Origin of the sequence: Providencia sp. PROV208 (genome assembly GCF_028479465.1) — a bacterium.
Taxonomy (GTDB): domain Bacteria; phylum Pseudomonadota; class Gammaproteobacteria; order Enterobacterales; family Enterobacteriaceae; genus Providencia; species Providencia alcalifaciens.
Genome location: NZ_JAMPNS010000007.1, coordinates 35590 through 59550, shown reverse-complemented (window position 1 = coordinate 59550; position 23961 = coordinate 35590). Strand labels below are relative to the sequence as shown.

The 23961-nt window shown below is 41.8% G+C and carries 21 protein-coding genes, 3 tRNA genes and 1 other RNA gene; 12 read left to right on the top strand and 13 right to left on the bottom strand.

The window, feature by feature from the left end:
- Positions 1 to 218: 218 nt before the first annotated feature.
- An RNA gene (gene rprA, locus PR766_RS06415) (antisense sRNA RprA) lies at positions 219 to 325 on the bottom strand.
- 235 nt (positions 326 to 560) lie between these two features.
- Positions 561 to 1676, bottom strand: coding sequence for an AI-2E family transporter YdiK (ydiK, locus tag PR766_RS06410; RefSeq protein ID WP_006660095.1), 1116 nt, complete (start codon positions 1674 to 1676; stop codon positions 561 to 563).
- Between the two features lie 254 nt (positions 1677 to 1930).
- Between ydiK and ydiJ the strand changes: the two genes are divergently transcribed.
- From ydiJ to PR766_RS06365, 9 genes are all read left to right on the top strand, one after another.
- On the top strand, positions 1931 to 4987 hold the full coding sequence (gene ydiJ / locus PR766_RS06405; protein WP_036979315.1) for a D-2-hydroxyglutarate dehydrogenase YdiJ: 3057 nt from the start codon (positions 1931 to 1933) through the stop codon (positions 4985 to 4987).
- Positions 4984 to 5400, top strand: a complete 417-nt coding sequence (menI, locus tag PR766_RS06400) for a 1,4-dihydroxy-2-naphthoyl-CoA hydrolase (RefSeq protein WP_006660093.1) — start codon at positions 4984 to 4986, stop codon at positions 5398 to 5400. The genes ydiJ and menI overlap by 4 nt, the downstream gene beginning before the upstream one ends.
- Before the next feature lie 383 nt (positions 5401 to 5783).
- Positions 5784 to 6152: a Fe-S cluster assembly scaffold SufA gene (gene sufA / locus PR766_RS06395; RefSeq protein WP_036962289.1), complete on the top strand. Its 369-nt coding sequence runs from the start codon at positions 5784 to 5786 to the stop codon at positions 6150 to 6152.
- A gap of 16 nt (positions 6153 to 6168) precedes the next feature.
- Complete coding sequence (gene sufB, locus PR766_RS06390; RefSeq protein ID WP_154636652.1) at positions 6169 to 7668, top strand: Fe-S cluster assembly protein SufB; 1500 nt, start codon at positions 6169 to 6171, stop codon at positions 7666 to 7668.
- Positions 7669 to 7713: 45 nt separating this feature from the next.
- On the top strand, positions 7714 to 8460 hold the full coding sequence (gene sufC / locus PR766_RS06385; RefSeq protein ID WP_154632249.1) for a Fe-S cluster assembly ATPase SufC: 747 nt from the start codon (positions 7714 to 7716) through the stop codon (positions 8458 to 8460).
- Entirely contained in the window at positions 8435 to 9742 is a 1308-nt protein-coding gene (sufD, locus tag PR766_RS06380; protein WP_154636651.1) for a Fe-S cluster assembly protein SufD, read from the top strand. The genes sufC and sufD overlap by 26 nt, the downstream gene beginning before the upstream one ends.
- Before the next feature lie 4 nt (positions 9743 to 9746).
- Entirely contained in the window at positions 9747 to 10985 is a 1239-nt protein-coding gene (gene sufS, locus PR766_RS06375; protein WP_036962161.1) for a cysteine desulfurase SufS, read from the top strand.
- A gap of 56 nt (positions 10986 to 11041) precedes the next feature.
- Complete coding sequence (gene sufE, locus PR766_RS06370) at positions 11042 to 11458, top strand: cysteine desulfuration protein SufE (protein ID WP_006661939.1); 417 nt, start codon at positions 11042 to 11044, stop codon at positions 11456 to 11458.
- 250 nt (positions 11459 to 11708) lie between these two features.
- Entirely contained in the window at positions 11709 to 12761 is a 1053-nt protein-coding gene (locus tag PR766_RS06365; protein WP_036962165.1) for a L,D-transpeptidase family protein, read from the top strand.
- Between the two features lie 107 nt (positions 12762 to 12868).
- Here the strand turns inward: PR766_RS06365 and PR766_RS06360 are convergent, their stop codons facing one another.
- The 6 genes from PR766_RS06360 to PR766_RS06335 form a co-directional block, all read right to left on the bottom strand.
- Entirely contained in the window at positions 12869 to 13105 is a 237-nt protein-coding gene (locus PR766_RS06360) for a major outer membrane lipoprotein (RefSeq protein ID WP_004263789.1), read from the bottom strand.
- A gap of 442 nt (positions 13106 to 13547) precedes the next feature.
- Positions 13548 to 14960 (bottom strand): pyruvate kinase PykF, encoded by a 1413-nt coding sequence (gene pykF / locus PR766_RS06355; protein WP_006660085.1) that lies wholly within the window; start codon positions 14958 to 14960, stop codon positions 13548 to 13550.
- Between the two features lie 449 nt (positions 14961 to 15409).
- Positions 15410 to 15486: transfer RNA gene (locus PR766_RS06350), tRNA-Val, on the bottom strand.
- Positions 15487 to 15528: 42 nt separating this feature from the next.
- A tRNA-Val gene (locus PR766_RS06345) sits at positions 15529 to 15605 on the bottom strand.
- A gap of 40 nt (positions 15606 to 15645) precedes the next feature.
- Positions 15646 to 15722, bottom strand: a tRNA-Val gene (locus PR766_RS06340).
- Positions 15723 to 15880: 158 nt separating this feature from the next.
- A complete protein-coding gene (locus PR766_RS06335; RefSeq protein ID WP_006660084.1) occupies positions 15881 to 17254 on the bottom strand; it encodes an MATE family efflux transporter in 1374 nt (457 codons plus the stop codon).
- Positions 17255 to 17536: 282 nt separating this feature from the next.
- On the opposite strand from PR766_RS06335, the gene PR766_RS06330 reads away from it, so the two are divergent.
- The gene (locus PR766_RS06330) at positions 17537 to 18214 is read left to right on the top strand and encodes a riboflavin synthase (protein WP_006660083.1); all 678 of its coding nucleotides are present in this window, start codon (positions 17537 to 17539) and stop codon (positions 18212 to 18214) included.
- Between the two features lie 81 nt (positions 18215 to 18295).
- Here the strand turns inward: PR766_RS06330 and PR766_RS06325 are convergent, their stop codons facing one another.
- The 3 genes from PR766_RS06325 to punC form a co-directional block, all read right to left on the bottom strand.
- On the bottom strand, positions 18296 to 18568 hold the full coding sequence (locus tag PR766_RS06325) for a putative quinol monooxygenase (RefSeq protein ID WP_006660082.1): 273 nt from the start codon (positions 18566 to 18568) through the stop codon (positions 18296 to 18298).
- Between the two features lie 24 nt (positions 18569 to 18592).
- Positions 18593 to 19348, bottom strand: coding sequence for a helix-turn-helix transcriptional regulator (locus PR766_RS06320; RefSeq protein ID WP_006660081.1), 756 nt, complete (start codon positions 19346 to 19348; stop codon positions 18593 to 18595).
- 155 nt (positions 19349 to 19503) lie between these two features.
- Entirely contained in the window at positions 19504 to 20727 is a 1224-nt protein-coding gene (punC, locus tag PR766_RS06315; RefSeq protein ID WP_154636650.1) for a purine nucleoside transporter PunC, read from the bottom strand.
- 122 nt (positions 20728 to 20849) lie between these two features.
- On the opposite strand from punC, the gene punR reads away from it, so the two are divergent.
- Positions 20850 to 21755, top strand: coding sequence for a DNA-binding transcriptional activator PunR (gene punR / locus PR766_RS06310; RefSeq protein ID WP_006661936.1), 906 nt, complete (start codon positions 20850 to 20852; stop codon positions 21753 to 21755).
- Positions 21756 to 21770: 15 nt separating this feature from the next.
- Here the strand turns inward: punR and purR are convergent, their stop codons facing one another.
- Complete coding sequence (purR, locus tag PR766_RS06305) at positions 21771 to 22796, bottom strand: HTH-type transcriptional repressor PurR (protein WP_006660078.1); 1026 nt, start codon at positions 22794 to 22796, stop codon at positions 21771 to 21773.
- 267 nt (positions 22797 to 23063) lie between these two features.
- On the opposite strand from purR, the gene cydH reads away from it, so the two are divergent.
- Positions 23064 to 23147, top strand: coding sequence for a cytochrome bd-I oxidase subunit CydH (gene cydH, locus PR766_RS18440; protein WP_112860191.1), 84 nt, complete (start codon positions 23064 to 23066; stop codon positions 23145 to 23147).
- Positions 23148 to 23235: 88 nt separating this feature from the next.
- Here the strand turns inward: cydH and sodB are convergent, their stop codons facing one another.
- Entirely contained in the window at positions 23236 to 23814 is a 579-nt protein-coding gene (gene sodB, locus PR766_RS06300; protein ID WP_006660077.1) for a superoxide dismutase [Fe], read from the bottom strand.
- Positions 23815 to 23961: the final 147 nt, after the last annotated feature.

The following is a 23961-nucleotide window of genomic DNA, read 5'->3' as shown; positions in this document are numbered from 1 at the left end:
TCAGAATTTCAGCAAAATAAAACTACAGTCTCACGCTTTATTCATTATCAATGTTAAATATAATACCATTGAATTAATAAAAACCATTAACTCCATTAAATCCATTACTCTAATTATGCGTAATTACGTATAAGGAGAGTAATAAGAATATTATATTGTTGATATAGGTCTGGACATGACTGTGACGCAGATGGGAGTAAGCACTGGGAGAGTAAAGATAAAAAAAAAGCCTATCATGGGCTGACAGGCAAAGACTACACACAGCAATTCGGCTAAGTAAGTCACGTTGGAAATTAAATAACGCAACTTATTAATTCATTATCGAAGAGATATTAACGTAAATATATTAAACCGTTTAAATAATTTAATCACTCAGAACACTCTTAATAAAATATTACTTATTGTTCTAAAATGATTATTCATTCGACGGAGGGATATTAACATAATTTAAAATAAAAACTAACAGTAGAGTGTTAAATATTGTTTCTAAATATTAATGAGAATGTCTAAATGGAAAAACATGTTCAAAATGAAACATGTTTTTCCGGATTAAACTAAATTTATTTCTTCATTAAAAATTCTTCTTCAAGAAATTTTTCAGTGGCTTCTAAATCTTCGCTTGGTGGCGCAACTTCGTTCATCCACGCTTTAAGTAGGCTGTATGAAACGGCCAGTACAACCGGTCCAATAAATAGACCTATCATCCCGAATGACAAGATGCCTCCAATGACTCCCACTAAAATAAGCACCATAGGAAGGTCTGCCCCCATCTTGATGAGCCAAGGGCGTAATACGCCGTCCATGGTCGCAACAACCGCTGCCCATACACCGAGAATAATCGCCCATGTGGTATCACCTGTCCAAAATAACCAGAGCACAGAAGGCACCATCACTAGCAGAGGACCAAGTTGCGCTACGCAGCAGATAAAAATTAAAACAGTAAGGATAGCGGCATAGCTAATACCAGACAGAGCTAGACCAATTCCACCGACAATCGCTTGGATCAGTGCGGTGACGACAACCCCTAGCGCGACAGCACGAATGGATTGCGCTGCGAGAACCACTGCTGCATCACCACGAATGCCGGCAAGGCGTACAGCAAAGTGACGAACACCCAAAGTCACTAATTCACCTTTATAGTAGAGTAACCCGCTAAATAGTAGCATTAAGACAAGGTGGAACAAGAAACGACTAGCACTAATGGCTTGAGTGGCAAACCAACCCGCAGCTTGACCAAAGTAAGGTTGAACTTTTGCCAATAATGCGTTTCCGCCACTGGCAACGAGACTATGCCAAGCGTAATACAGTTTTTCGCCCACCATTGGAATTTGGTTTAACCACTCTAAGTCAGGCAATGTCATGTTAGTGGGGGATTTTGCCAATTCAATGAGCGGTGCACTGTTTTGGATAATGCTGCCAATCAAAATACTGGTTGGAATAACAAATAGAAGAAAGATCAGCAGAACCATGGTAAGTGAGGCGAGCCAACGTTTATGCCAAAGGCGTGCTTCTAATCGTAAGAGAATTGGCCAAGTCGCAATCACCATCATCCCCGCCCATATAAATCCTAAAATAAATGGGCTTAAAACCCAAAAACAGGTGGCTATCATAAAGATAATGGAGAGCAGCCCTAGGACAAGCTTGGGTAAGTCCAAGCGTTTTTGCGATTTTTCCATTAATGATCAATCCTTAATAAATGAAAATTCTGTGGGGTTAGTGCTTTTACAGGTGAAAATAACGTAATTATTTTTCATGCTTAAAAGAAACAATATTGTGATATGGTTTTACTGACAATGTCATCGGCAGATGCGCTATCTTTACAGGTCGCGAGGAGATCGTTCAATAAACCTTGTGCCTATTGTGCTACTTAAACTAAGGATAGTACATCACGACAAATGCGATTACTCAACAACAAGAGTCATGATTAATAATGATCCCGCGTATATCTGAAGCACCACATCTTAGCCAGTTAGCCATACAATTTCTGCACGAGTTACAACAGCAAGGTTTTACTGGTGATACTGGCACCAGCTATGCTGAGCGTTTGTCTATGGCAACGGATAACAGCATTTACCAATTATTACCTCACGCAGTTATATTTCCACGTTCAAGTGCTGACGTGCAAATTATTACGCGCGTAGCAGGGCAAGATAAATACCGCGAACTCAGCTTCACTCCACGGGGAGGTGGTACGGGCACAAATGGGCAGTCACTCACCGAAGGTATTGTGGTGGATATGTCCCGTTATATGAATCGAATTTTAGAAATTAACCCAGAGCAAGGATGGGTAAAGGTTGAAGCGGGGGTTATTAAAGACCAGCTTAACCAGTTTCTAAAACCGTATGGGTATTTCTTCTCCCCAGAATTATCAACGAGTAACCGTGCAACACTGGGTGGCATGATTAACACTGATGCATCTGGGCAGGGCTCATTGGTGTATGGCAAAACGTCAGATCACGTTTTGGGTGTTAAAGCGATGGTTTTAGGGGGCGCCTGCCTAGATACCCGAGCTATGCCTATCGAACTCGCCCAAACGATTGCGTTAGAGGATTCAGTAGAAGGTCGAATTTATAAAACCGTACTTGAGCGTTGTTTAGAGCAACGTCCGTTAATCGAAGAAAAATTCCCAAAATTAAACCGATTTTTAACGGGCTATGACCTACGTCATGTCTTTAGTGATGACCTTACCCAGTTTGACTTAACTCGTATTTTAACAGGTTCTGAGGGATCTCTGGCGTTTATTACCGAAGCCACATTAGATATTACGCCGTTACCGAAAGTACGTCGCCTAGTGAACGTTAAATATGATTCGTTTGAATCTGCGCTACGTAATGCACCATTTATGGTACAAGCACAGGCACTATCAGTGGAAACAGTTGATTCCAAAGTGCTCAATTTAGCGAAAGAAGATATCGTCTGGCACTCAGTAAAATCACTAATCACAGATGTCCCGAATAAAGAGATGTTAGGGCTGAACATTGTTGAGTTTAGTGGTGATGATGCGAATGAAATTAATCATTTGACCGATAGCTTATGCCAACGTCTTGATGAACTGATGGCAAACAACCAGGCTGGAGTGATTGGTTATCAGGTCTGCCATGACCTGGATGATATTACACGTATCTATAATATGCGCAAAAAAGCAGTGGGATTACTGGGTAATAGCAAAGGCGCAGCAAAACCGATCCCTTTTGTTGAGGATACTTGTGTACCACCAGAACACCTTGCGGATTATATTGCCGAGTTTAGGGCTCTGTTGGATAGCCATAAATTGAATTATGGCATGTTTGGTCACGTCGATGCCGGTGTGCTACATGTTCGTCCTGCATTAGACATGTGCGACCCTCAACAAGAAATATTGATGAAGCAAATTTCTGATGAGATCGTTGCGTTAACTGCAAAATATGGCGGGTTACTGTGGGGGGAGCACGGTAAAGGCTTTAGGGCACAATATAGCCCTGAGTTCTTTGGCGAGGTGCTATATGGTGAACTGCGCAATATAAAAGCGGCTTTTGATCCCGATAACCGTTTGAATCCAGGTAAAATATGCCCACCTGCAGGTATCGATGCCCCAATGAAGCAAGTCGATGCGGTGAAACGAGGTACTTTTGATCGTCAAATTCCAATTCAAATGCGCCAAGAATTTCGGGGAGCTATGGATTGTAATGGTAATGGGCTATGTTTTAACTTTGATGTGAAAAGCCCAATGTGCCCATCAATGAAAATCAGTGGTCAGCGGGTTCATTCACCGAAAGGTCGCGCCACGTTAGTCCGTGAATGGCTACGCCTATTGGCAGAGCAAGGCGTAACACCAGAACAGATTGATAAAGGTGTCAAAAGCGATTCTCCATCGCTGCGTGGGCTAATTGAAAAAACGCGTAATTCATGGCGTGCTAAACAGGGGGACTATGATTTTTCCCATGAAGTAAAAGCCTCCATGTCAGGCTGTTTAGCCTGTAAAGCGTGCTCCACTCAATGCCCAATTAAAATTGATGTGCCATCTTTCCGTGCAAAATTCCTTGCTCTTTACCATAGTCGCTATTTGCGACCTGTGCGTGACCATATTGTGGCGAATGTGGAAGTGAGTGCACCATTGCTGTCAAAGGCATCGGGTGTGTTTAACTTCTTTTTACGCCAAACATTGGTGCAAAAGCTTAGTGAGCGCACCATTGGTATGGTGGATTTGCCGCTGTTTTCACAACCGACGTTGAAACAAGAGTTATCGGGTCATGCCGCAACATCAATGACGTTGGAGCAACTTGAGGGAATGTCAGCGAGCCAACGTGAAAAACATGTGTTAGTCGTGCAAGATCCGTTCACCAGTTATTATGATGCGAAAGTGGTCGTTGACTTTGTTCGGCTGATTGACAAATTGGGTTATAAGCCTGTCTTATTGCCGTTTTCACCGAATGGCAAAGCGCAGCATATTAAAGGTTTTTTAAGTCGCTTTGCAAAAACCGCACGTAAAACATCGGAGTTTTTAAATCGGGTTGCTAAGCTGAAATTACCTATGGTCGGGGTCGATCCTGCGCTGGTACTATGTTATCGCGATGAATATCATGAAATATTGGGCGAGCAGCAGTGCCAATTTACGGTGATGCTAGCTCATGAATGGCTAATTTCATTACCGGCGCAAACAGAGACGAGTGGAGCGGATGAGCAGCCTTGGTATTTCTTTGGTCACTGTACAGAATCCACCGCATTGCCTAATAGTGCTAATCAGTGGGCGGCATTATTTACGCGTTATGGACGCAAGCTCATCAATGTTAGCGTGGGTTGTTGCGGTATGGCGGGTACTTATGGTCATGAAGTTGCGAACCTCGAAAACTCAAAAGGTATTTATAATTTGTCGTGGAAACCTGCGATAGAAAAATTACCCTTAGAGCGTTGTTTAAGCTCGGGATATTCCTGCCGTAGCCAAGTAAAACGAATGGAAAAAACGGCAATTAAACACCCAATTCAAGCCTTACTGGAGATTGTTTCATGATTTGGAAGCGTCAATTTAACTTACAACAAATGGCAGCAATGGCTGAAGGCTGTATGTTAGGCCACTTGGGGATTGAAATCACTGGCTTTGGTGATGATTACCTTGAAGGGACGATGCCGGTAGATCACCGTACTAAGCAACCCTTTGGGTTATTACACGGTGGAGCATCCGTGGTATTAGCGGAATCTTTAGGTTCCATTGCCGGTTATCTTTGCAGTGAAGGTGAGCAGCGAGTGGTTGGTTTGGAAATTAATGCTAACCATGTTCGTGCCGCTCGGGAAGGTATAGTGAGAGGTGTCTGCAAACCGATTCATTTAGGACGTCGTCAGCAGGTGTGGAATATCGAAATTTTTAACGAGAAAGGGCAGCTGTGTTGTACTTCTCGTTTAACCACCGCGATTTTGTTTGAATAATCAGCAATTTCGCCTGATAGATACCCTCAGTTTATTTGAGGGTATCATCCATTTATTTGTCTTTCATATCAAAACTTTATAACCTATCTGAATTATTTATTTTTACTCAATTAATTTCGTCCTATATCAAATATTACTTTATTAATTTGTGTCATTTTTATGTACTCAATAATACATAATAAATATCATCATAATCTAAAATTATTGCTTAATAATTAATTGGTTAGACTTTATCTTGTGTGGAAATGGCATCAATAATGTCCTCTCATCGCTATAACCTCTTAAAACAAGTGGTTGAAGTCATATGCGTTATCATTACCATGTCATATAGAGAAAAAATATCTGATAACAGGCTGAAAAACCATAAGAAAAGTGAGGTCAATATGACTGATGGTGTAGAAACATTTTCACTCGATGAAAATTCATGGCAGGGCGTCAGCCTAACCCCGAATGCCGCTAAACAGATTAATAAATTGGTTCTTCAAACACCGAATAGCAAGGGACTGTCGCTTGGCGTCAAACAGTCAGGATGTGCGGGTTTTGGATATGTCTTCGAGATGATTGAAAATCCAACCGATGACCACTTGCTGTTTGAACTCGATGGTGCACACCTATATGTACCAAAACAAGCTATGCCATTTATTGATGGCACCGTAGTGGATTATGTCCAAGAAGGGCTTAACCATATTTTTAAATTTAATAACCCGAAAGCTCAGCATGCCTGTGGGTGTGGTGAAAGCTTCGGCGTTTAACTTGTGAAGCTAGATTATGTCTCAGAGCAATGTAGAAGTTGGCGAAGATGTTCAAAGCTGGCTTGATGAAAAACGTTATAAAGAAGGCTTTTTTACCCAAGTTGCCACCGATGAGATGGCTAAAGGGCTCAATGAAGATGTCGTTCGCGCCATTTCAGCTAAACGTAATGAACCTGAATGGATGTTGCAGTTCCGTCTAGATGCATTCAATCATTGGAAAGGAATGGAAGAGCCGCATTGGCTCAAAGCACATTATCCAAACTTAGATTATCAAGATTATAGTTATTATTCAGCACCTTCCTGTGGGTCGTGTGATGATACCTGCGGTTCACAATCAGGGGCGACGCAATCAACGGGTACGGCTGAAGAGGCAAATTACCTGACGAGCGAAGTTGAAGATGCCTTCAACCAACTCGGTGTCCCTGTTCGTGAAGGAAGCAAAGTCGCCGTGGATGCGATATTTGACTCTGTTTCTGTATCAACAACCTACCGCGGTGATTTGGCCAAACACGGGATTATTTTTTGCTCGTTCAGTGAAGCTATTCAAGAATACCCAGAACTCGTCCAAAAATATTTAGGTAGCGTAGTCTCGAGCCATGATAATTTCTTTGCCGCACTGAATGCCGCAGTGGCATCAGATGGAACGTTTGTTTATATCCCGAAAGGGGTTCGCTGCCCGATGGAATTATCAACGTACTTCCGTATTAATGCAGCAAAAACAGGGCAATTTGAGCGTACCATCTTAATCGCAGATGAAGGCAGCTATGTGAGCTATATCGAAGGCTGTTCAGCGCCTGTGCGCGATAGCTATCAGTTACATGCAGCCGTAGTCGAAGTGATTATCCAAAAAGATGCTGAAGTCAAATATTCGACGGTGCAGAACTGGTTCTCTGGTGGCGATAGCGAAACTGGGGGGATCCTCAATTTCGTGACTAAGCGAGCCCTGTGCGAAGGTGAAAATTCCAAAATGTCGTGGACCCAATCCGAAACAGGCTCTGCGATTACATGGAAATATCCGAGTGTGATCTTAAAAGGGGATAACTCGGTAGGCGAATTTTTCTCTGTCGCGCTGACCAACGGTAATCAGCAAGCGGATACAGGGACCAAGATGATCCATATTGGTAAAAATACTCGCTCAACCATTATCTCGAAGGGAATTTCGGCTGGTAAAAGCCAAAATAGCTATCGTGGTCTAGTCAAAATTCTTCCTAGCGCCCATAACGCTCGTAACTTTACCCAGTGTGATTCGATGCTCATAGGTACTCAATGTGGAGCGCATACCTTCCCGTATGTGGAAGTGAAGAACAATACGGCACAATTGGAGCATGAAGCGACAACCTCCCGTATTGGGGAAGACCAGCTATTTTATTGCTTGCAACGTGGGATCAGCGAAGATGATGCTATCTCAATGATTGTTAACGGTTTCTGTAAAGATGTTTTCTCAGAACTGCCATTAGAGTTTGCCGTTGAGGCACAAAAATTATTGGCTATCAGCTTAGAACATAGTGTGGGCTGATCCTAACCGAGTTTAGTTGCGCTTAAGCGCCAAAGGCATGTTGATATGTTAAGTATTAAAGATTTGCATGTAAGTGTAGAAGGTAATGAAATCTTAAAAGGCTTATCTCTGGAAATTAAACCAGGGGAAGTTCACGCTATTATGGGACCAAATGGTTCGGGTAAGAGTACGTTATCCGCGACCTTAGCGGGACGCGAAGATTATCAAGTTGATAGCGGTGAAGTGACGTTCAATGGTAAGGATTTATTAGCGTTAGATCCAGAAGATCGGGCTGGTGAAGGTATTTTTCTTGCATTCCAATACCCAGTTGAAATTCCTGGCGTCAGTAACCAGTTTTTTCTGCAAACTTCAGTGAATGCAGTTCGTGAATACCGCCAACAAGAGCCTCTAGACCGTTTTGATTTTCAAGATTTTATTGAAGATAAAATCGAATTATTAGATATGCCCCAAGACCTGTTAACACGTTCTGTGAACGTGGGTTTCTCGGGTGGCGAGAAAAAACGTAATGATATTTTACAGATGGCGGCATTAGAGCCGAAGTTATGTATCTTGGATGAAACTGACTCTGGTCTAGATATCGATGCGTTAAAGATTGTCTCTAATGGGGTGAACTCTCTGCGCACACCTGAGCGTTCGTTTATCATCGTGACGCACTATCAACGCATTTTAGATTACGTAAAACCCGATTTTGTGCATGTCCTTTATCAAGGAAAAATTATTAAATCAGGTGATTTCAGTTTAGCGAAAAAACTGGAGGAGCAAGGCTATGGCTGGCTTATTGACCAACAGTGAAAGAACTGAAAAGCGGGCTGCCGTTGATGCACTAAATCAACAGGCGATGCGCCGTTTTGAAACGCTATATGAGCAGGGGGCAGGTGGAAAATCTCAGCATGCTCAAACTCATTGGAGCCTTGCTAAGCATGTAGGGCTACCAGCGTTTCGTCATGAAGATTGGCACTATACGCCGCTTAATAGCGTGTTAAATACCCAATATCGTTTTAGTTCGCCCAACCAGCAGGTACAACTGAGTGAAGCTCTTGCGTTACCTATCGATGCGTATCGCATTGTGCTGGTGGATGGTCGGTATAATGCGGAACTGAGCTCTGTGGATACAGGGGAATTTCAAGTTTCACTACTTGATAGCCAAGATTGGTTGCCAGACGCAGTGAGCAGCGAGATTTTCTTGCATCTCACGGAATGTTTAGCGGTTCAGCCGCTGATTATTCAGCTTGCTGCCAATAAAGTGGCAGCTAAGCCGCTTTATTTATTGAATATTTCCAGTAGTAGCCATGATCCAGAAGCGATGAACATGAGCCAGTATCGTTATCATCTTACGCTGGGAAATAATAGCGAATCTCACGTCATTGAACATTTTGTTAGCTTAGATGATCAACCGCATCTCACTGGCGGGCGTTTGACTGTTGAAGTAGGGGATAATGTTCAATTTACCCATTTCAAGCTCATGACAGAGAACGCTTCGGCTCAGCATTTTGCTCATAATGACATTATCGTAGGTCGCGATAGCGTAGTGAAAAGCAGTAGCTTTTTATTGGGTGCTGGACTGACTCGTCATCATACGAGTAGCCGTCTTGAAGGTGAAAATACGGAATTTGAGTTAAATAGTTTGCTGTTACCGCAAGGCAATGAAATTGCGGATACGCGCAGTTATCTTGAGCACAATGCAGGTTATTGCTCAAGCCATCAATTGCACAAAGTCATTGCTATGGATAGCAGTAAAGCGGTATTTAACGGCATGATCAAAGTTGCGCCGAATGCACTAAAAACAGATGGGCAAATGACGAACAACACCTTATTACTGGGTGAAAAAGCGGAAATCGATACGAAACCGCAACTTGAAATTTATGCCGATGATGTGAAATGTGGACACGGTGCGACAGTCGGGCGTATTGATGACGAGCAGCTCTTTTATTTGCGCTCTAGAGGAATTGATAGCCAAGCTGCGAAACAGATGATTATTAACGCATTTGCCGCCGAGTTAACGGAATCTATTGCTATTGATGGGCTGAAACAGGCAGTAATGTTGAGTATTCACCAGCGCTTAGCAGAGGTGTAAACCGATGGCCTTTGATGTTGAAACAGTGAGGCAGGATTTTCCTGCCTTAGCGCAATCAGTAAATAACCATCCACTGGTATATCTGGATAGCGCAGCCAGCGCCCAGAAACCGTTATCCGTTGTGGATACTGAAAGCCAATTTACGTTGCACGAATATGCCGCGGTTCATCGTGGCGTACATACGCTGAGCGCAAATGCGACTACGCGAGTCGAAAATGTACGACAAAAAGCCGCTGATTTTTTGCATGCCACATCCCCTGAAGAGATTGTGTTTGTTAAAGGCACGACAGAAGGGATTAATCTCGTTGCGAATAGCTTCGGGCGTGAGTTTATCCAGCAAGGTGACAATATTATTATCACTGAAATGGAACACCATGCGAATATCGTCCCATGGTTTATGCTGGCAGAAGAACGTGGATTTGAAGTCCGCATTTTGCCGATTGTTGAAGATGGCACACTGGATACGGCTCAACTAACACAACTGATTGATGCGCGGACTAAATTATTCAGCTTTACCCATATTTCCAATGTGTTGGGTACAGTTAATCCAGTGAAGGCATTGATTTCACATGCGCGCGAAATTGCCAGCCAATATGGAAATCCCCTCGCTATTGTCGTGGATGGCGCGCAAGGGGCTATGCATCAAACAGTGGATGTTCAAGCGCTGGATTGTGACTTTTATGTTTGCTCTGGGCACAAGCTGTATGGACCAACGGGGATTGGGATTTTATACGGCAAAAAGGCATGGTTAGAAAAAATGCCCCCTTGGGAAGGAGGCGGAGCGATGATCCGCCAAGTTAGTCTCACAAAAGGGATTACATTTGCAGATATTCCTTGGCGATTCGAAGCCGGAACCCCGAACATTAGTGGTATCGTTGGTTTAGGGGCTGCTTTTGATTATCTCAATGGTTTGGGACTTAGCGACGTTTTTGAATATGAAAAGCAGCTGATGCAATATGCCACAGAGTTGCTGAAGCAAGTACCTTCCCTTCGATTATATGGGAATGATCAACGAGAAGGGGTGATCGCCTTTAATTTAGGTGAGCATCACGCCTATGATGTTGGCGCATTTCTTGATAGATATGGGATTGCTATTCGTACAGGGCACCATTGTGCGATGCCGTTAATGGAGCACTATCAGGTTCCAGCTATGTGTCGAGCGTCTATAGGCATTTATACGACAAAGCAAGAGGTTGATGCTTTGTATAATGCGTTGTTGCGGATTAAACAATTACTCGGCTAAAACAGGCTTTATATAAAGACAAGTCGTATTTAGCAATGGATAGTAAAGGAAATATTATGTCGGCGTTACCCGATGAAACTAAGCTATTACGCAATTTCGCCCGTTGCCAAGATTGGGAAGAGCGCTATTTGTATATGATTGAGCTGGGTGGGCGACTCCCTGAATTATCTGAAGCTCAAAGAGTGGATGCTAATTTGATTGCAGGTTGCCAAAGCCAAGTATGGATTGATATGCAAAAGCAACCGGACGGTCATGTGGCTCTTGCGGGAGACAGTGATGCAGCAATTGTTAAAGGTCTAGTCGCGATTGTGATTATCCTTTTTCAAGGGAAAACACCCGAGCAAATTCTTGCCGTGGATGTGAAGCGGTTTTTCCAACAATTAGCGCTTGAACAGCATCTTACACCTTCGCGTACGCAAGGTTTAAATGGCATGATCAAGTCGATTTTGACGCGGGCCAGCCAACTAATTTAATGCCTCAGTGGGAAATCTTCAGAATTTCCCACATTTTTCTTTTATTCCTCTTATTCTTATACTAGAACTTATAGTTAAGTAACTTACTGTATTCTATTGTTAAATTAACAATGTCTTACGGTAGCTATCGCTTATTCTAATGATTAGCTGGCTAAAATATTTATTAAGTATTAAAGATATTCGAGATAGTTGCTATTATGAGCGATATTGTTTGAATTTTGTAATGAATCTTATTTTCCTTGGAGTAGGTATGAAAAGAGTTTTGACGGCGGTAAGTTTGTTTGTCATGAGTGCGGTGCTGGCACCAGCACAGGCTAAAGATTATCCATTACCCAATAACAATACGCGCCTAATCGGGGAAAATATCACGTATGTGGTGCCTAACGATGGGCGCCCACTGGAAGCAATTGCAAGTGACTACCAAATTGGTTTACTGGCAATGTTAGAAGCAAATCCCGGCACCGACCCTTATTTGCCTGAAGTGGGTAAGCCACTGATTATTCCAGCGCAGATGTTATTACCTTCAACGCCGCGTACAGGCATTGTGATCAACTTAGCGGAACTTCGTCTCTATTACTATCCAGAAAATAGCCGCAAAGTGGTTGTGTATCCAATTGGAATTGGCCAACTAGGACGTGATACCCCTGAAATGGTCACATCCATTAGCCAGCTGATTAAAGACCCAACATGGACACCGACAACCAATATTCGTAAGCATTATGCGCAACAAGGTATAACGTTGCCTGCGGTAGTACCAGCTGGACCTGAAAACCCAATGGGGCTATATGCGCTGCGTCTGTCTTATGGTCGAGGTGAATACCTGATCCACGGTACTAATGCTAATTTTGGTATTGGTATGCGAGTGAGTTCTGGCTGTATTCGTTTACGCCCTGATGATATCAAGGCGTTGTTCACGAATGTGCCAAAAGGTACCCGAGTTCAAGTTATTGATCAGCCTGTTAAGTATTCGAAAGAGCCGGATGGTAGTTACTATATTGAAGTGCATCAGCCGTTGTCTCGTAAAGACAGTGATAACCCACAAACGATGCCAATTAAGCTGACAGACGATTTCCAAGCGTTTTTAGCGAATCCAGGGGTTGATAAAGCGAAGGTTCAAGCAGAGCTCTCTAGACGCTCAGGGCTTCCTGTAAAAGTGAATGTTGGCGAAAACTCGGAAACGATGGGACGCGATTATCAGCAATTAAAACCGATTGCACCATTTACGATCACTCAACCTCAACCTGTGTTTGAAGGGGAAGTGAAGTCATCTATTCCTGCCAAATATCAGTCATTTAAAAGTTAATGACTACCTATCTTGAGCGAGAGTCGACGTAAAAAATAAGGGCCTATAAAATAGGCCCTCAATAATAATTCAGCTGTTAAGCTTTTCTAGATAACATCAAGTCGAACTTATTTTTTGTAAGTACGTACTTGGTTGTCCAGACGTTGGTTTGCACGAGCTGCTTCTTCTTGTGCAGTTTGTACATCAGAACGCAGAGACTGAACGTCATTGCTCAGCTGGTCAACTTTACCGTTCAGAGTTTGCACGTCTGAAGAGAGCTTTTGCACTTCAGTGCTGTTAGAACAACCCGCCAGTAATGCTGAAGCTAATACGATAGAGCCCAGTACAATTTTAGTACGAATCATTATTTTACCCTCTAGATTGATTTATCTTGAAAATATAAAAGCAAGCAACCAAAAAATAGACTTAAGAGCGTTATCTTAAAGCTACCTCTATCCCTTTAAAACAACCTAATGTAAATTAGGGTATGGTACTTACTAAGTCTTATGCTAGTACGTAATTCAAAGTTTTGCTAGAAATACTTTATATTTAACAGGGTGAAAACGAATAAAAATTTCAATTAAGGGATTGTTAGTTTGAAATTTGAGCGAATGGTTATCGTTTTATGATTAATTTTGTAAATGATTTGTAATTGAGATTTGCGTGAATTAGATTTTCGAAGATCATAACGTAACTTATTGAAATTATATTTCGCACGAATCACTAAATTCCAGTTATGTTAGCGAATAAAAAACCCTACTGCGGTGAAGCAATAGGGTTATTGTCATTCTTACTAAGGCTAAATGATTACAGAACGTGCACTGATGACGTATTCGTTGTACCGCTTTGTACTAATGCACCAGAGACCATAACCACTGCATCACCGGATACAGCTAAACCACTTTCCAGTGCAGCACGTTTACCTTCGCGATAGAAATCATCGGTTGATTCAAATGGGCCCACGATCATCGGAATAACGCCTTTAACTAACAGTAACTGACGTGCAGTTTCTTCATTCGTTGTTAGAGCTAGAATTGGCGCGGTAGGGAAGTATTTGCGTACAGATTTCGCTGATTTACCACCGTAAGTCGCTACAACGATTAATGGTACATCCAGTTTTTCTGACATTTCAACGGCACCACGACAAACCGCTTCAGTGACACGTAAACGCTGAGTTGGTTTTTGGTTTTCAATGCGAGTAGGCATTACGCGGTCAGTACGCTCACAAATTGTTGCCATGATGGTCACAGCTTCAACTGGGTATTTACCTTTCGCGCTTTCCCCTGACAACATAACTGCATCAGTACCATCTAAGATAGCATTCGCAACGTCACCTGCTTCTGCGCGGGTAGGGCGTGGGTTTTTGATCATTGAATCTAGCATTTGCGTTGCAGTAATAACCACTTTACGAGCATTAACGCATTTTTCAATCATCATTTTTTGGGCGAAAATGACTTCTTCAACTGGGATTTCAACCCCTAAGTCACCGCGTGCAACCATGATGCCGTCAGAGGCTTCAAGGATTTCGTCGAAATTGTTTAAACCTTCTTGGTTCTCAATCTTAGAGATGATTTGAATATTCTCGCCACCGTGTTTTTTCAGATGAGCACGAATCTCTTCAACGTCTGAACGTTTACGGATAAATGAAGCTGCAACAAAATCAACGCCTTGTTGGCAGCCAAAAATGAGGTCTTCTTTATCTTTTTCTGCCAGAGCCGGTAAACCGATAGAAACGCCTGGTAAGTTAACGCCTTTTTTCTCACCAAGGTCGCCATTGTTTAATACTTGGCAAACGACTTCTGTGTCAGTGATATTGGTGACAGTCATACCAATTAAGCCATCATCGACTAAAACGGTATCACCGACTTTTAAATCTTTAGTTAAGCCAGGGTAAGTAACAGCAACACGCTCTTGGTTACCGATGACGGAAGTATCTGTTGTGAAAGAGAAGGTTTGACCTGCAACGAGAGAAACGTCATTGCCGCCTTCTAATTTCATGGTGCGGATTTCTGGACCTTTAGTGTCCAGCAGAATAGCTGCTTGTTTACCGGTTTTTGCACAGACAGAGCGGAGGTTATTGATACGTTGACCATGTTCTTCATAGTCGCCGTGGGAGAAGTTAAGGCGCATGACATTCATGCCTGCATCCAGTAATTGGGTTAATTTCTCTTCTGATTCGGTTTTTGGTCCGATGGTACAAACAATTTTGGTTTTTTTCATGGCAGTCTATCTAATGGTTATAAAGGAAATCGGTATTGCCGCCGATGCTTAATGCGCAAGATAGTCTATGTTGCGCAACTCATTTATAAGAATAGGCGACAGTCTGGTATTCAAAATCTATTTATTGGAAAAGCGTCAATTTTTGATTCTTAGTATAGTGTAGATGACATTTTTCATTAAAGCTAACATGCTGATTTGTCTTTGTTGAAACCTTTCAGCTCATAGGGGTATTATAAACAACATCAAACTGTGAGACAAATCAAATTTTACTAAATTTGATTCAGAAGTAATTAAGATCAAACAACCGCGAGATTTTCAACTGAATGTGGGTTGCGCAACAAAATAAGGGAAAATAAAATCACAATCAAGACAAATATGATGTTTGAAAAAAGTATGTTTAAGCAGGATAAATAGAGGTTCAGAGTCTTTATTGATTTGAATAATTAGAATGGTGCGTCCGAGTAGACTCGAACTACCGACCCCCACCATGTCAAGGTGGTGCTCTAACCAACTGAGCTACGGACGCACTGAATTTGATGCTTTGTTTGTCGATGAAGACAAATTTAAATGGTGCGTCCGAGTAGACTCGAACTACCGACCCCCACCATGTCAAGGTGGTGCTCTAACCAACTGAGCTACGGACGCACTGAAATGATGCTAGATTTGTCGCTGATGGTAATTTAAATGGTGCGTCCGAGTAGACTCGAACTACCGACCCCCACCATGTCAAGGTGGTGCTCTAACCAACTGAGCTACGGACGCATACAATCATTACTGCTTTAACGACGGGGACGAATATTAACGTTCTGTCGTCAATCTGGCAAGGGGAAAATGTAATTTTGCGAGAGTTTGCTCGTATTTAAAACTATTCGCAAAAAAACAGAGTCTCCCTTGCCATAAAACGCTGAAAATTACGTCAATTATCGAGTTGAACGTAATAGAACAACACTATCCGACTGGCGATGGATCCACAAAATACGTGTTGCCATACCAATGGCTGCTGCGGTTAAGCCAATAATAAATCCTAGCCAAAAACCTTTTGGTCCCATAGGGTCAGTCACTAAATCTGTTAATGCCAGAATATAGCCTGACGGTAAGCCTAAAATCCAATACGCAGTAAAGGTGATAAAGAAGATTGAGCGAGTATCTTTATAACCGCGAAGTACCCCAGCGCCAATAACTTGCACAGAATCTGAAAGCTGATAAATCGCTGCGTATAGCATTAAGCTAGAGGCAAGAACAACAACCTCTGGATTCTTGTTATACATCATAGCGATAGGCTCGCGGAATGAGCTGGTAAAGATCGCCGTTAAACACGCTAAAGATAGCCCGACCGCAAGCCCGGTATAAGAAGACACTTTTGCGGCCTCTGTAGACTGGCGTCCTAAGTTATAGCCAACACGAATAGTGACGGCGATCCCCATCGATAGTGGGAACATAAACATCACGGAGCTGAAATTAAGAGCCACTTGATGACCTGCAACAGCAACAACACCTAGAGGAGCAACCAGTAGGGCAACAACAGCAAACAATGTGACTTCAAAGAACAGTGCTAAACCAATCGGCGCTCCGAGTACGATAATGCGCTTTAAAATATCTGGATTTGGCGTTGCTAATGTTTGTGCTGGACGGATATCTCGCTGATTTGGCGCATGTTTAACATACCATCTCATCATTAAGCACATCGCCCAGTACACCGTTGCAGTTGCAACACCACAACCGACGCCACCTAAGGCTGGTGCGCCAAAATGGCCATAAATAAAGATATAGTTAACGGGAATATTCACCATCAAGCCAAGAAAGCCGATAACCATCCCCGGTTTGGTTTTCGATAAACCTTCACATTGGCTACGATAGACTTGATAGAAAAGATAACCAGGCGCTCCCCACATAATCGCGTGGAGGAAACGTACCGATTTATCCGCTAACTCTTCATCGATATGAGGCATGTTACTGATAATCAGTTTGCTGTTGTATAGCAATAACATGACACTGATACCTAAAATGAATGCCAGCCATAATCCTTGCTGAACTTGGTCACCAATTAAATTCCGACGACCAGAGCCGTTCATTTGAGCAATAATTGGCGTGAGAGCCATGAGAATGCCTTGCCCTAATAAGATAGCAGGCAACCAAATAGAAAAACCAACAGCCACAGCTGACATCTCAATTTCACTAACACTTCCAGCCATAATGGTGTCCACAAACCCCATTGCAGTTTGGGAGAATTGGGCGAAGAAGATAGGGATTCCGAGAGCCAACAAGCTACGCGCTTCTGTAATATATTTCTGCACGCATACACCTTCACAATAAGTTTCGAATTAAAAAAAGAAAAAGAGGAATGAAAATTCTATGATTTACTAAAAAATCAGATAGTTAATGCTAACCCCTTATTCTATCTCTTTTATGTATTCAATCCAACATTGTTATAGTTAAGAATAATAAAACAGCATATTAGTATAGAAATGGTTTAAATATTTTGTGATGACAGCATGAATATAACCACTCAAATAAGATAGATCTCTGAAAATTCTTAGGTAAACTGAGTTCATTAATTCACAGCACTGAGAGTCATTATGTTTACAGGCATTGTTCAAGGAACCGCTCCAATTATTGCAATCACGGAAAGAGCTAATTTCCGTACTCATGTCATGAAATTCACGCCAGAATTATTAGTGGGTTTAGAAACAGGCGCATCGGTAGCACACAATGGTTGCTGCTTAACCGTGACTAAAATTGAAGGTGAAAATGTTAGCTTTGATTTAATCAAAGAGACGTTGCGCTTAACAAATTTGGGTGAATTAAAAGAAGGGGACGTGGTTAATATTGAGCGTGCGGCTAAATATGGTGATGAAATTGGTGGTCATGTTGTTTCGGGCCATATCGTGACCACGGCTGAAATTAGTAAAATTTTCACTTCGGAAGATAATCATCAAATTTGGCTATCTATCTATGATAAAGCACTGATGAAATATATTTTGCACAAAGGCTTTGTCGCGATTGATGGTATCAGTTTAACGGTTGGTGATGTGATCAATAATCGTTTTTGCGTACATTTAATTCCCGAAACGCTGGCAAGAACAACGCTTGGAAGCAAACGTCTGGGGGATAAGGTCAATATTGAGATTGATCCACAAACCCAAGCAATCGTTGATACCGTTGAGCGCGTTTTGCATCAAAAAGAACAAGAAAAATTATTGACACAAAAGCAAGCGGCAGAAGACTTAGCAGAAAGTGAGAAACCTTCCGCTTAGTTTCTCATTTGGTGAGGCTATAGCTCATCATTGAGCTATAGCTTATTTAATCGATGATGTTAAATTCACTCGAATTTTCTATTATTTTTCACTAAAGTTGACGGAAAAAATTGCATTATCACGCTCAATAGCTTCGACTAATTGTTTGAAATGTGAGCTTTTTTGATACATTTCTAATGCGTGTGCATTTTCCCACTCTTCAAAAACAATATAACCATTCTCTTTTGCCATCAGATCATACTGCAAACATCCTTTTTCCATCCGGCTGCGTTTGGCAATTTCACTAACGATTTTTTTCGTTAAATACCCATCCTTTTTTTCGGTAGTGATTTGGGCATATACAACAATACTCATACCGTTCTCCTTATATACTCGGAACTATCTTAATGGAGACTTTGTTTTTGTATTGTAAAAAAGCGAATAATTTGACTTTAAAAATGCCGATGGCGTCATAGTAAAGTAACGCTTAAAATCCCGATAAAAGTGGGATTGATCATAATAACCCGTTTCAAACCACCGGTAGGTATCTTGTTCTTTAACCATACTTTTCATGACGTGTTCTAAGCGACAATTGATTTGATAACGTTTTGGTGTAATTCCAAATTCTTTTAAAAACTCCTTTTGAACTAAGCGTGCACTGTAGCCTATTTCATCGGCAATTTCGGTGATTTTTTTATTTGGATTACGATAAAGGGAATCAAGTACGTGATCGATAAAATGGGCTTTCTTAGTCTCCTTGGTAACATAGAAACATTCATTTAGCTCCTTAAACGAGGAGTTAGCTAATGATTTAAACCAGTTATTGCTCCAAACTTGGCTAAGAGGGGTTGGGGTGTCTGTATAATTTAATGTGCGTAGTGGAAGTAAAAAACGCAATGCGTCATGGCGAATACGTAAGACCATCACACTGGCATTATTAGGGATGGCAGTAAAGATATTGATTCTGGGAATGACTAATTGAAAGGGATTAACGGATGTATGCTCATGGGTCGACATGCTGATATTTTCCGTCGAAACCCAGATTTCAGCGCCGGTACCCGGAAATATTTTAATCGCATCAGTAAATTTCTTGATGATCAAAATGGAACTCACAAATTCTTTTAATTCATCAGGAGGATAATACTGTTTCAGCATGGTTCTTCAAAACGTCATAATTGAATGTGCTAATAATAGCGTGTTATAAGTAAAAATTAACTCTATAAATTACGTATTCATCAAAATAAAAAATCAGCCACGTGACTCATGATGGTAACGTGGCTGATTTCTAATACGGTGAAGTATAAGTTTAATTAATCATGCTGGTATTCAGTATGCTTAATTGCCTCATTTGATTTAGTGGCACAGCGCTGCATAAAGTAGCCAATAATCATTGGGATAACAGTAAATGCCATCACTCCCGTAGTGGAAAGTAATGGATCAAAAGTGAGTGTAGACACTAATAAACTGGCTAAGAAACACAACCCTAACTGTAAAGCATTTTGTAACGCAGCGGCTTTACCACTGGCTGAAGGGAATGTATTGAGTGCTTTTGCAACGGCAATAGGGTACGAAGCTCCGTTCATTGCAGCCATAAAGCAGAATGGAATCAAAATCATCGTCAATGTTGGCTGCATGTAGATTGCCATTATAAATAGAATAATCATGCTGATGGCATAACCTGCTAATAATAATGGGAATAAAGTTTCAGCACGAACTTTAGCTAACACAAAACGGCAGCCATAACCCCCAACGATGAAGGCTAACGTTTGAGGTATATAACTTAAACCGATGTCAGCAGGGTTAAAGCCCATATTACGTAAAATAAATGGGGAACCTGTTAACCAGGCAAAGAAACCCGCGCTACATGCTGCATAAATCATGACGTTGCCGCTGAAAACGGGGGATCTTAGCAGGGTAATAAAAGAAATTTTTGCTTGAGCTTTTTCTTCATCAACAGTGATTTTTGGGGCAACTTTCTTTAAACATAATGTGGGTAACAGCAATAAAACGCCAACCAACATCAGTACAATAAAAATAAATTCCCAGTTTCTGTGTTCAAGTACCCATGCGCCTAACAATGGTGCTAAGGCAGGAGAGAGTGCAACCAGCGGCATAATAGAGGCAAACACTTTTTGGGTATCGGCTTCGTTATAGCGGTCGATAACAAGTGCTTGCCATAAAACAGCAGCAGCACAGACGCCAACGGCTTGTAAGAATCGTAATATTAATAACTGAGTTGCATCTGTAACCCAAATCATCCCTAAGCAACTCACAATAAATAAGGCAAGCCCGACAATAAGGATAGGTTTACGACCTAATTTATCGGAAAGAGGGCCCCACAAAAGCTGAGCAAAAGCGAAGCCAGCTAAAAAGATACTTAATGATGCGCTGATCGCACCTTCAGTGGTGTTTAATGCGGTTTGCATTGAACCAAAGGCAGGCAGATACATATCGATGGCTAAAAACCCCAGCATGCTTAAGCCGGCAAGGTAAATCAAAAATCCAGAGGAGTTTTTTGTCGCAGTATTTGTCATAGTTTTTACTTAATCTATATTTGAAATAATGTTAACGGTTATCTTATTGTATAGGCTATTTTTTTACGTTGTGAAACGGTAATATTTGGACTCTGCTATCAAATTATTTGAAGGGAAAGAAAATGTGGTCAGCTCATGCACTTGAAGTCATAGACGCAGTGGCTCGAACGGGAAGTTTTAGTGGTGCCGCAGATGAGCTGCATCGAGTCCCTTCAGCGATCAGCTATACAGTGAAACAAATCGAGGAATGGTTGGCAGTACCACTATTTGAGCGGCGTCACCGCGATGTAGTGTTGACTGAAGCGGGCGTTATCTTTATTAAAGAGAGCCGAAGTGTTATCAAAAAAATGATTGATACCCGCCATCAGTGTCAGCAAGTCGCAAATGGGTGGCGTGGGCAGTTCAGTATTGCGGTTGATTGTATTGTGAAACCACAGCGTACTGAGCAGTTGATTTTAGACTTTTATCGCCATTTTCCTGATATTGAGCTCTATATACACCCTGAAGTTTTTAATGGTGTCTGGGATGCTTTAGCGGATGGCAGAGTGGATGTGGCAATTGGTGCAACTCGTGCCTCACCCATTGGTGAGCGTTATAGTTTTCGTGATATGGGGTTTATGTCATGGCGCTGTGTGGCAAGCCCTGAACACCCATTAGCAAAAATCCAAGGTAAACTGACGGATGACCAAATGCGAGAGTATCCGAGTTTATGTCTTGAAGATACCTCTCGAAGCTTACCTAAGCGAGACACGTGGGCATTGGATAACCAGCGCCGCTTAGTTGTGCCTTATTGGGAAAGTGGTTTGGCATGTTTAGCGAATGGTCTCTGCGTTGGAATGGTGCCAGAACATCGAGCCGCACCCTTGTGTGCAGAAGGGAAATTAGTTGAATTGGAGCTAGCGCAGCCTTTCCCTGAAAGTCCATGTTGCTTAACATGGGTTGAAAACAATACATCTCCGGCGTTGAGTTGGCTTCTGGACTATCTTGGTGATAGTGAAACGCTCAACGCGGAGTGGTTTGCTAGCTAAATAATAACGACATGATTAACGGCGATAGTCGATAAATGGACCATCTGCCACGGAACGGCGTTCAACTAAACGTGGATGAACTTCAATCGTTTGTGCATCTTCACGTTTATTCACGATACGATCAAGCAACATCGCAAATGCCATTTGACCTAAACGCTCTTTTGGCTGGTGAATGGTAGTCAAAGCTGGGGTGAAGTAACGAGCGTTACGCACGTTATCATAACCAATAATGGAAATATCTTGAGGAACTCGCAGTCCCATCTCATCAGCAGCACAAATTGCCCCCATCGCCATAATATCACCACCACAAAAGACAGCTGTAGGGCGGTGCTTGTTACTGAGGATTTGCATCATCGCTTTATAACCGGATTCTGGCTCGAAATCTCCCTGAACAATCCACTCATCTTTCAGGGTGACTTTGGCTTCTTCCATGGCTTTTTTAAAACCAGTTAAACGTCCAATCCCCGTATTTCTTTCGAGAGACCCCGGGATCACGCCAATTTCCCGATGACCGCGATCAATAAGGTAACGACCGGCTAAATAACCACCGTGGAAAGAGTTATCAATAATACTATCAGTAAAGTCGCCACGAGAAGTTCCCCAATCCATTACCACCATTGGAATATTGCGGTAATCTTCCAACATGCCAATTAGGGTATCGGGGTATTCTGAGCACATGACAAGTAGACCATCGACTCGTTTTTGCGCCAGCATTTGCAGGTAGGCTTTTTGCTTACCTAAGTTATTGTGAGAATTACATAAAATTAAAGTGTAGCCTTTCTCATAGCAACTATTTTCAACAGATTCGATGACTTCTGCAAAATAGGGCGCCTCACTTGATGTCGCCAGTAGACCAATTGATTTGGTGTGATTGACTTTTAAACTACGAGCAACCGCACTTGGAGAATAATTGAGCTCTTTGATGGCGGCCCAAACGGCCGTTTTTGTATCATCAGCGACAAAACGCGTCTTGTTGATAACATGGGAGACGGTTGTGGTGGAGACGCCTGCACGCTTCGCCACATCTTTAATTGTTGCCATGAGAAGAAAAAACTCCTAACCAAAACTTGGTCTCTAAAATAATTCTAGTTAAATAATTACCTGCATATTGATGCATAGTCTCTTTGCTGGCAATAATTTAGCGATTTGTTATCGATTTTGTCTGATCTAGCGCAAAAACGAAAGAAATAATTGATGTTATAACATGTGATATAGACACTGGTTTTACGTTTTTGTGCATGTATACTGAAATAACCTTTTTATTTTATGGTTATTTGATAATTCAATTTCTCGATATGAGAGGGTCTCATGGATACAGATTTAAAATATGGATTACTAGCGGCATTTGGCTCTTTAGCTGTAATTATTTTGTTTGTTGTGCACATTTTCTGATTTCATTTCCATCCTTACTATTTAGGATGAGAAATAATTAAGGGCGAGTATTGTACTCGCCCTTAGTCATTTTAGATCTGAACTAAAATTAAGCCAGATTTTCTTCAACAAATTTCCAGTTAACCAGCGCCCAGAAATTTTCTAAGTATTTTGGACGCGCGTTACGGTAATCGATGTAGTAAGCGTGTTCCCAGATATCAACAGTCAGAACGGGCTTGTCGTCACCAGAGATTGGTGTTGCTGCGTTAGAGGTGTTGACGATAGCGAGGCTACCATCTGCTTTTTTCACTAACCAAGTCCAACCTGCACCGAAGTTTTTAACTGCGGCATCAGTGAATTGCTCTTTGAACTGAGCGAATGAACCGAATGCTTTGTTGATAGCTTCAGCAACTTTACCTGTTGGTTCGCCACCTGCATTTGGTGCTAAGCAGTGCCAGTAGAAAGTGTGGTTCCAAACTTGAGCCGCGTTATTGAATACGCCAGCGTCAGAAGTTTTGATGATTTCTTCTAAAGACAGACCTTCAAATTTGGTGCCTTTGATCAGGTTGTTCAGGTTAACAACATATGTGTTGTGGTGCTTACCATAGTGATATTCTAAGGTTTCAGCAGAGATATGCGGTTCTAAAGCATCTTTAGCATAAGGTAGAGCTGGTAATTCAAAAGACATTGCGTACTCCTTGATTGCTTTTATTCAGTGTTTAGGGTGTTTGCTCGTAAAATGAGCGAAATTAAGCGTGTATCTATTTGTTAATCTACTTCTATTATAGTGACGGGAAACGATTATCAGCTACCACGTCATCGAATCAGTTATTTA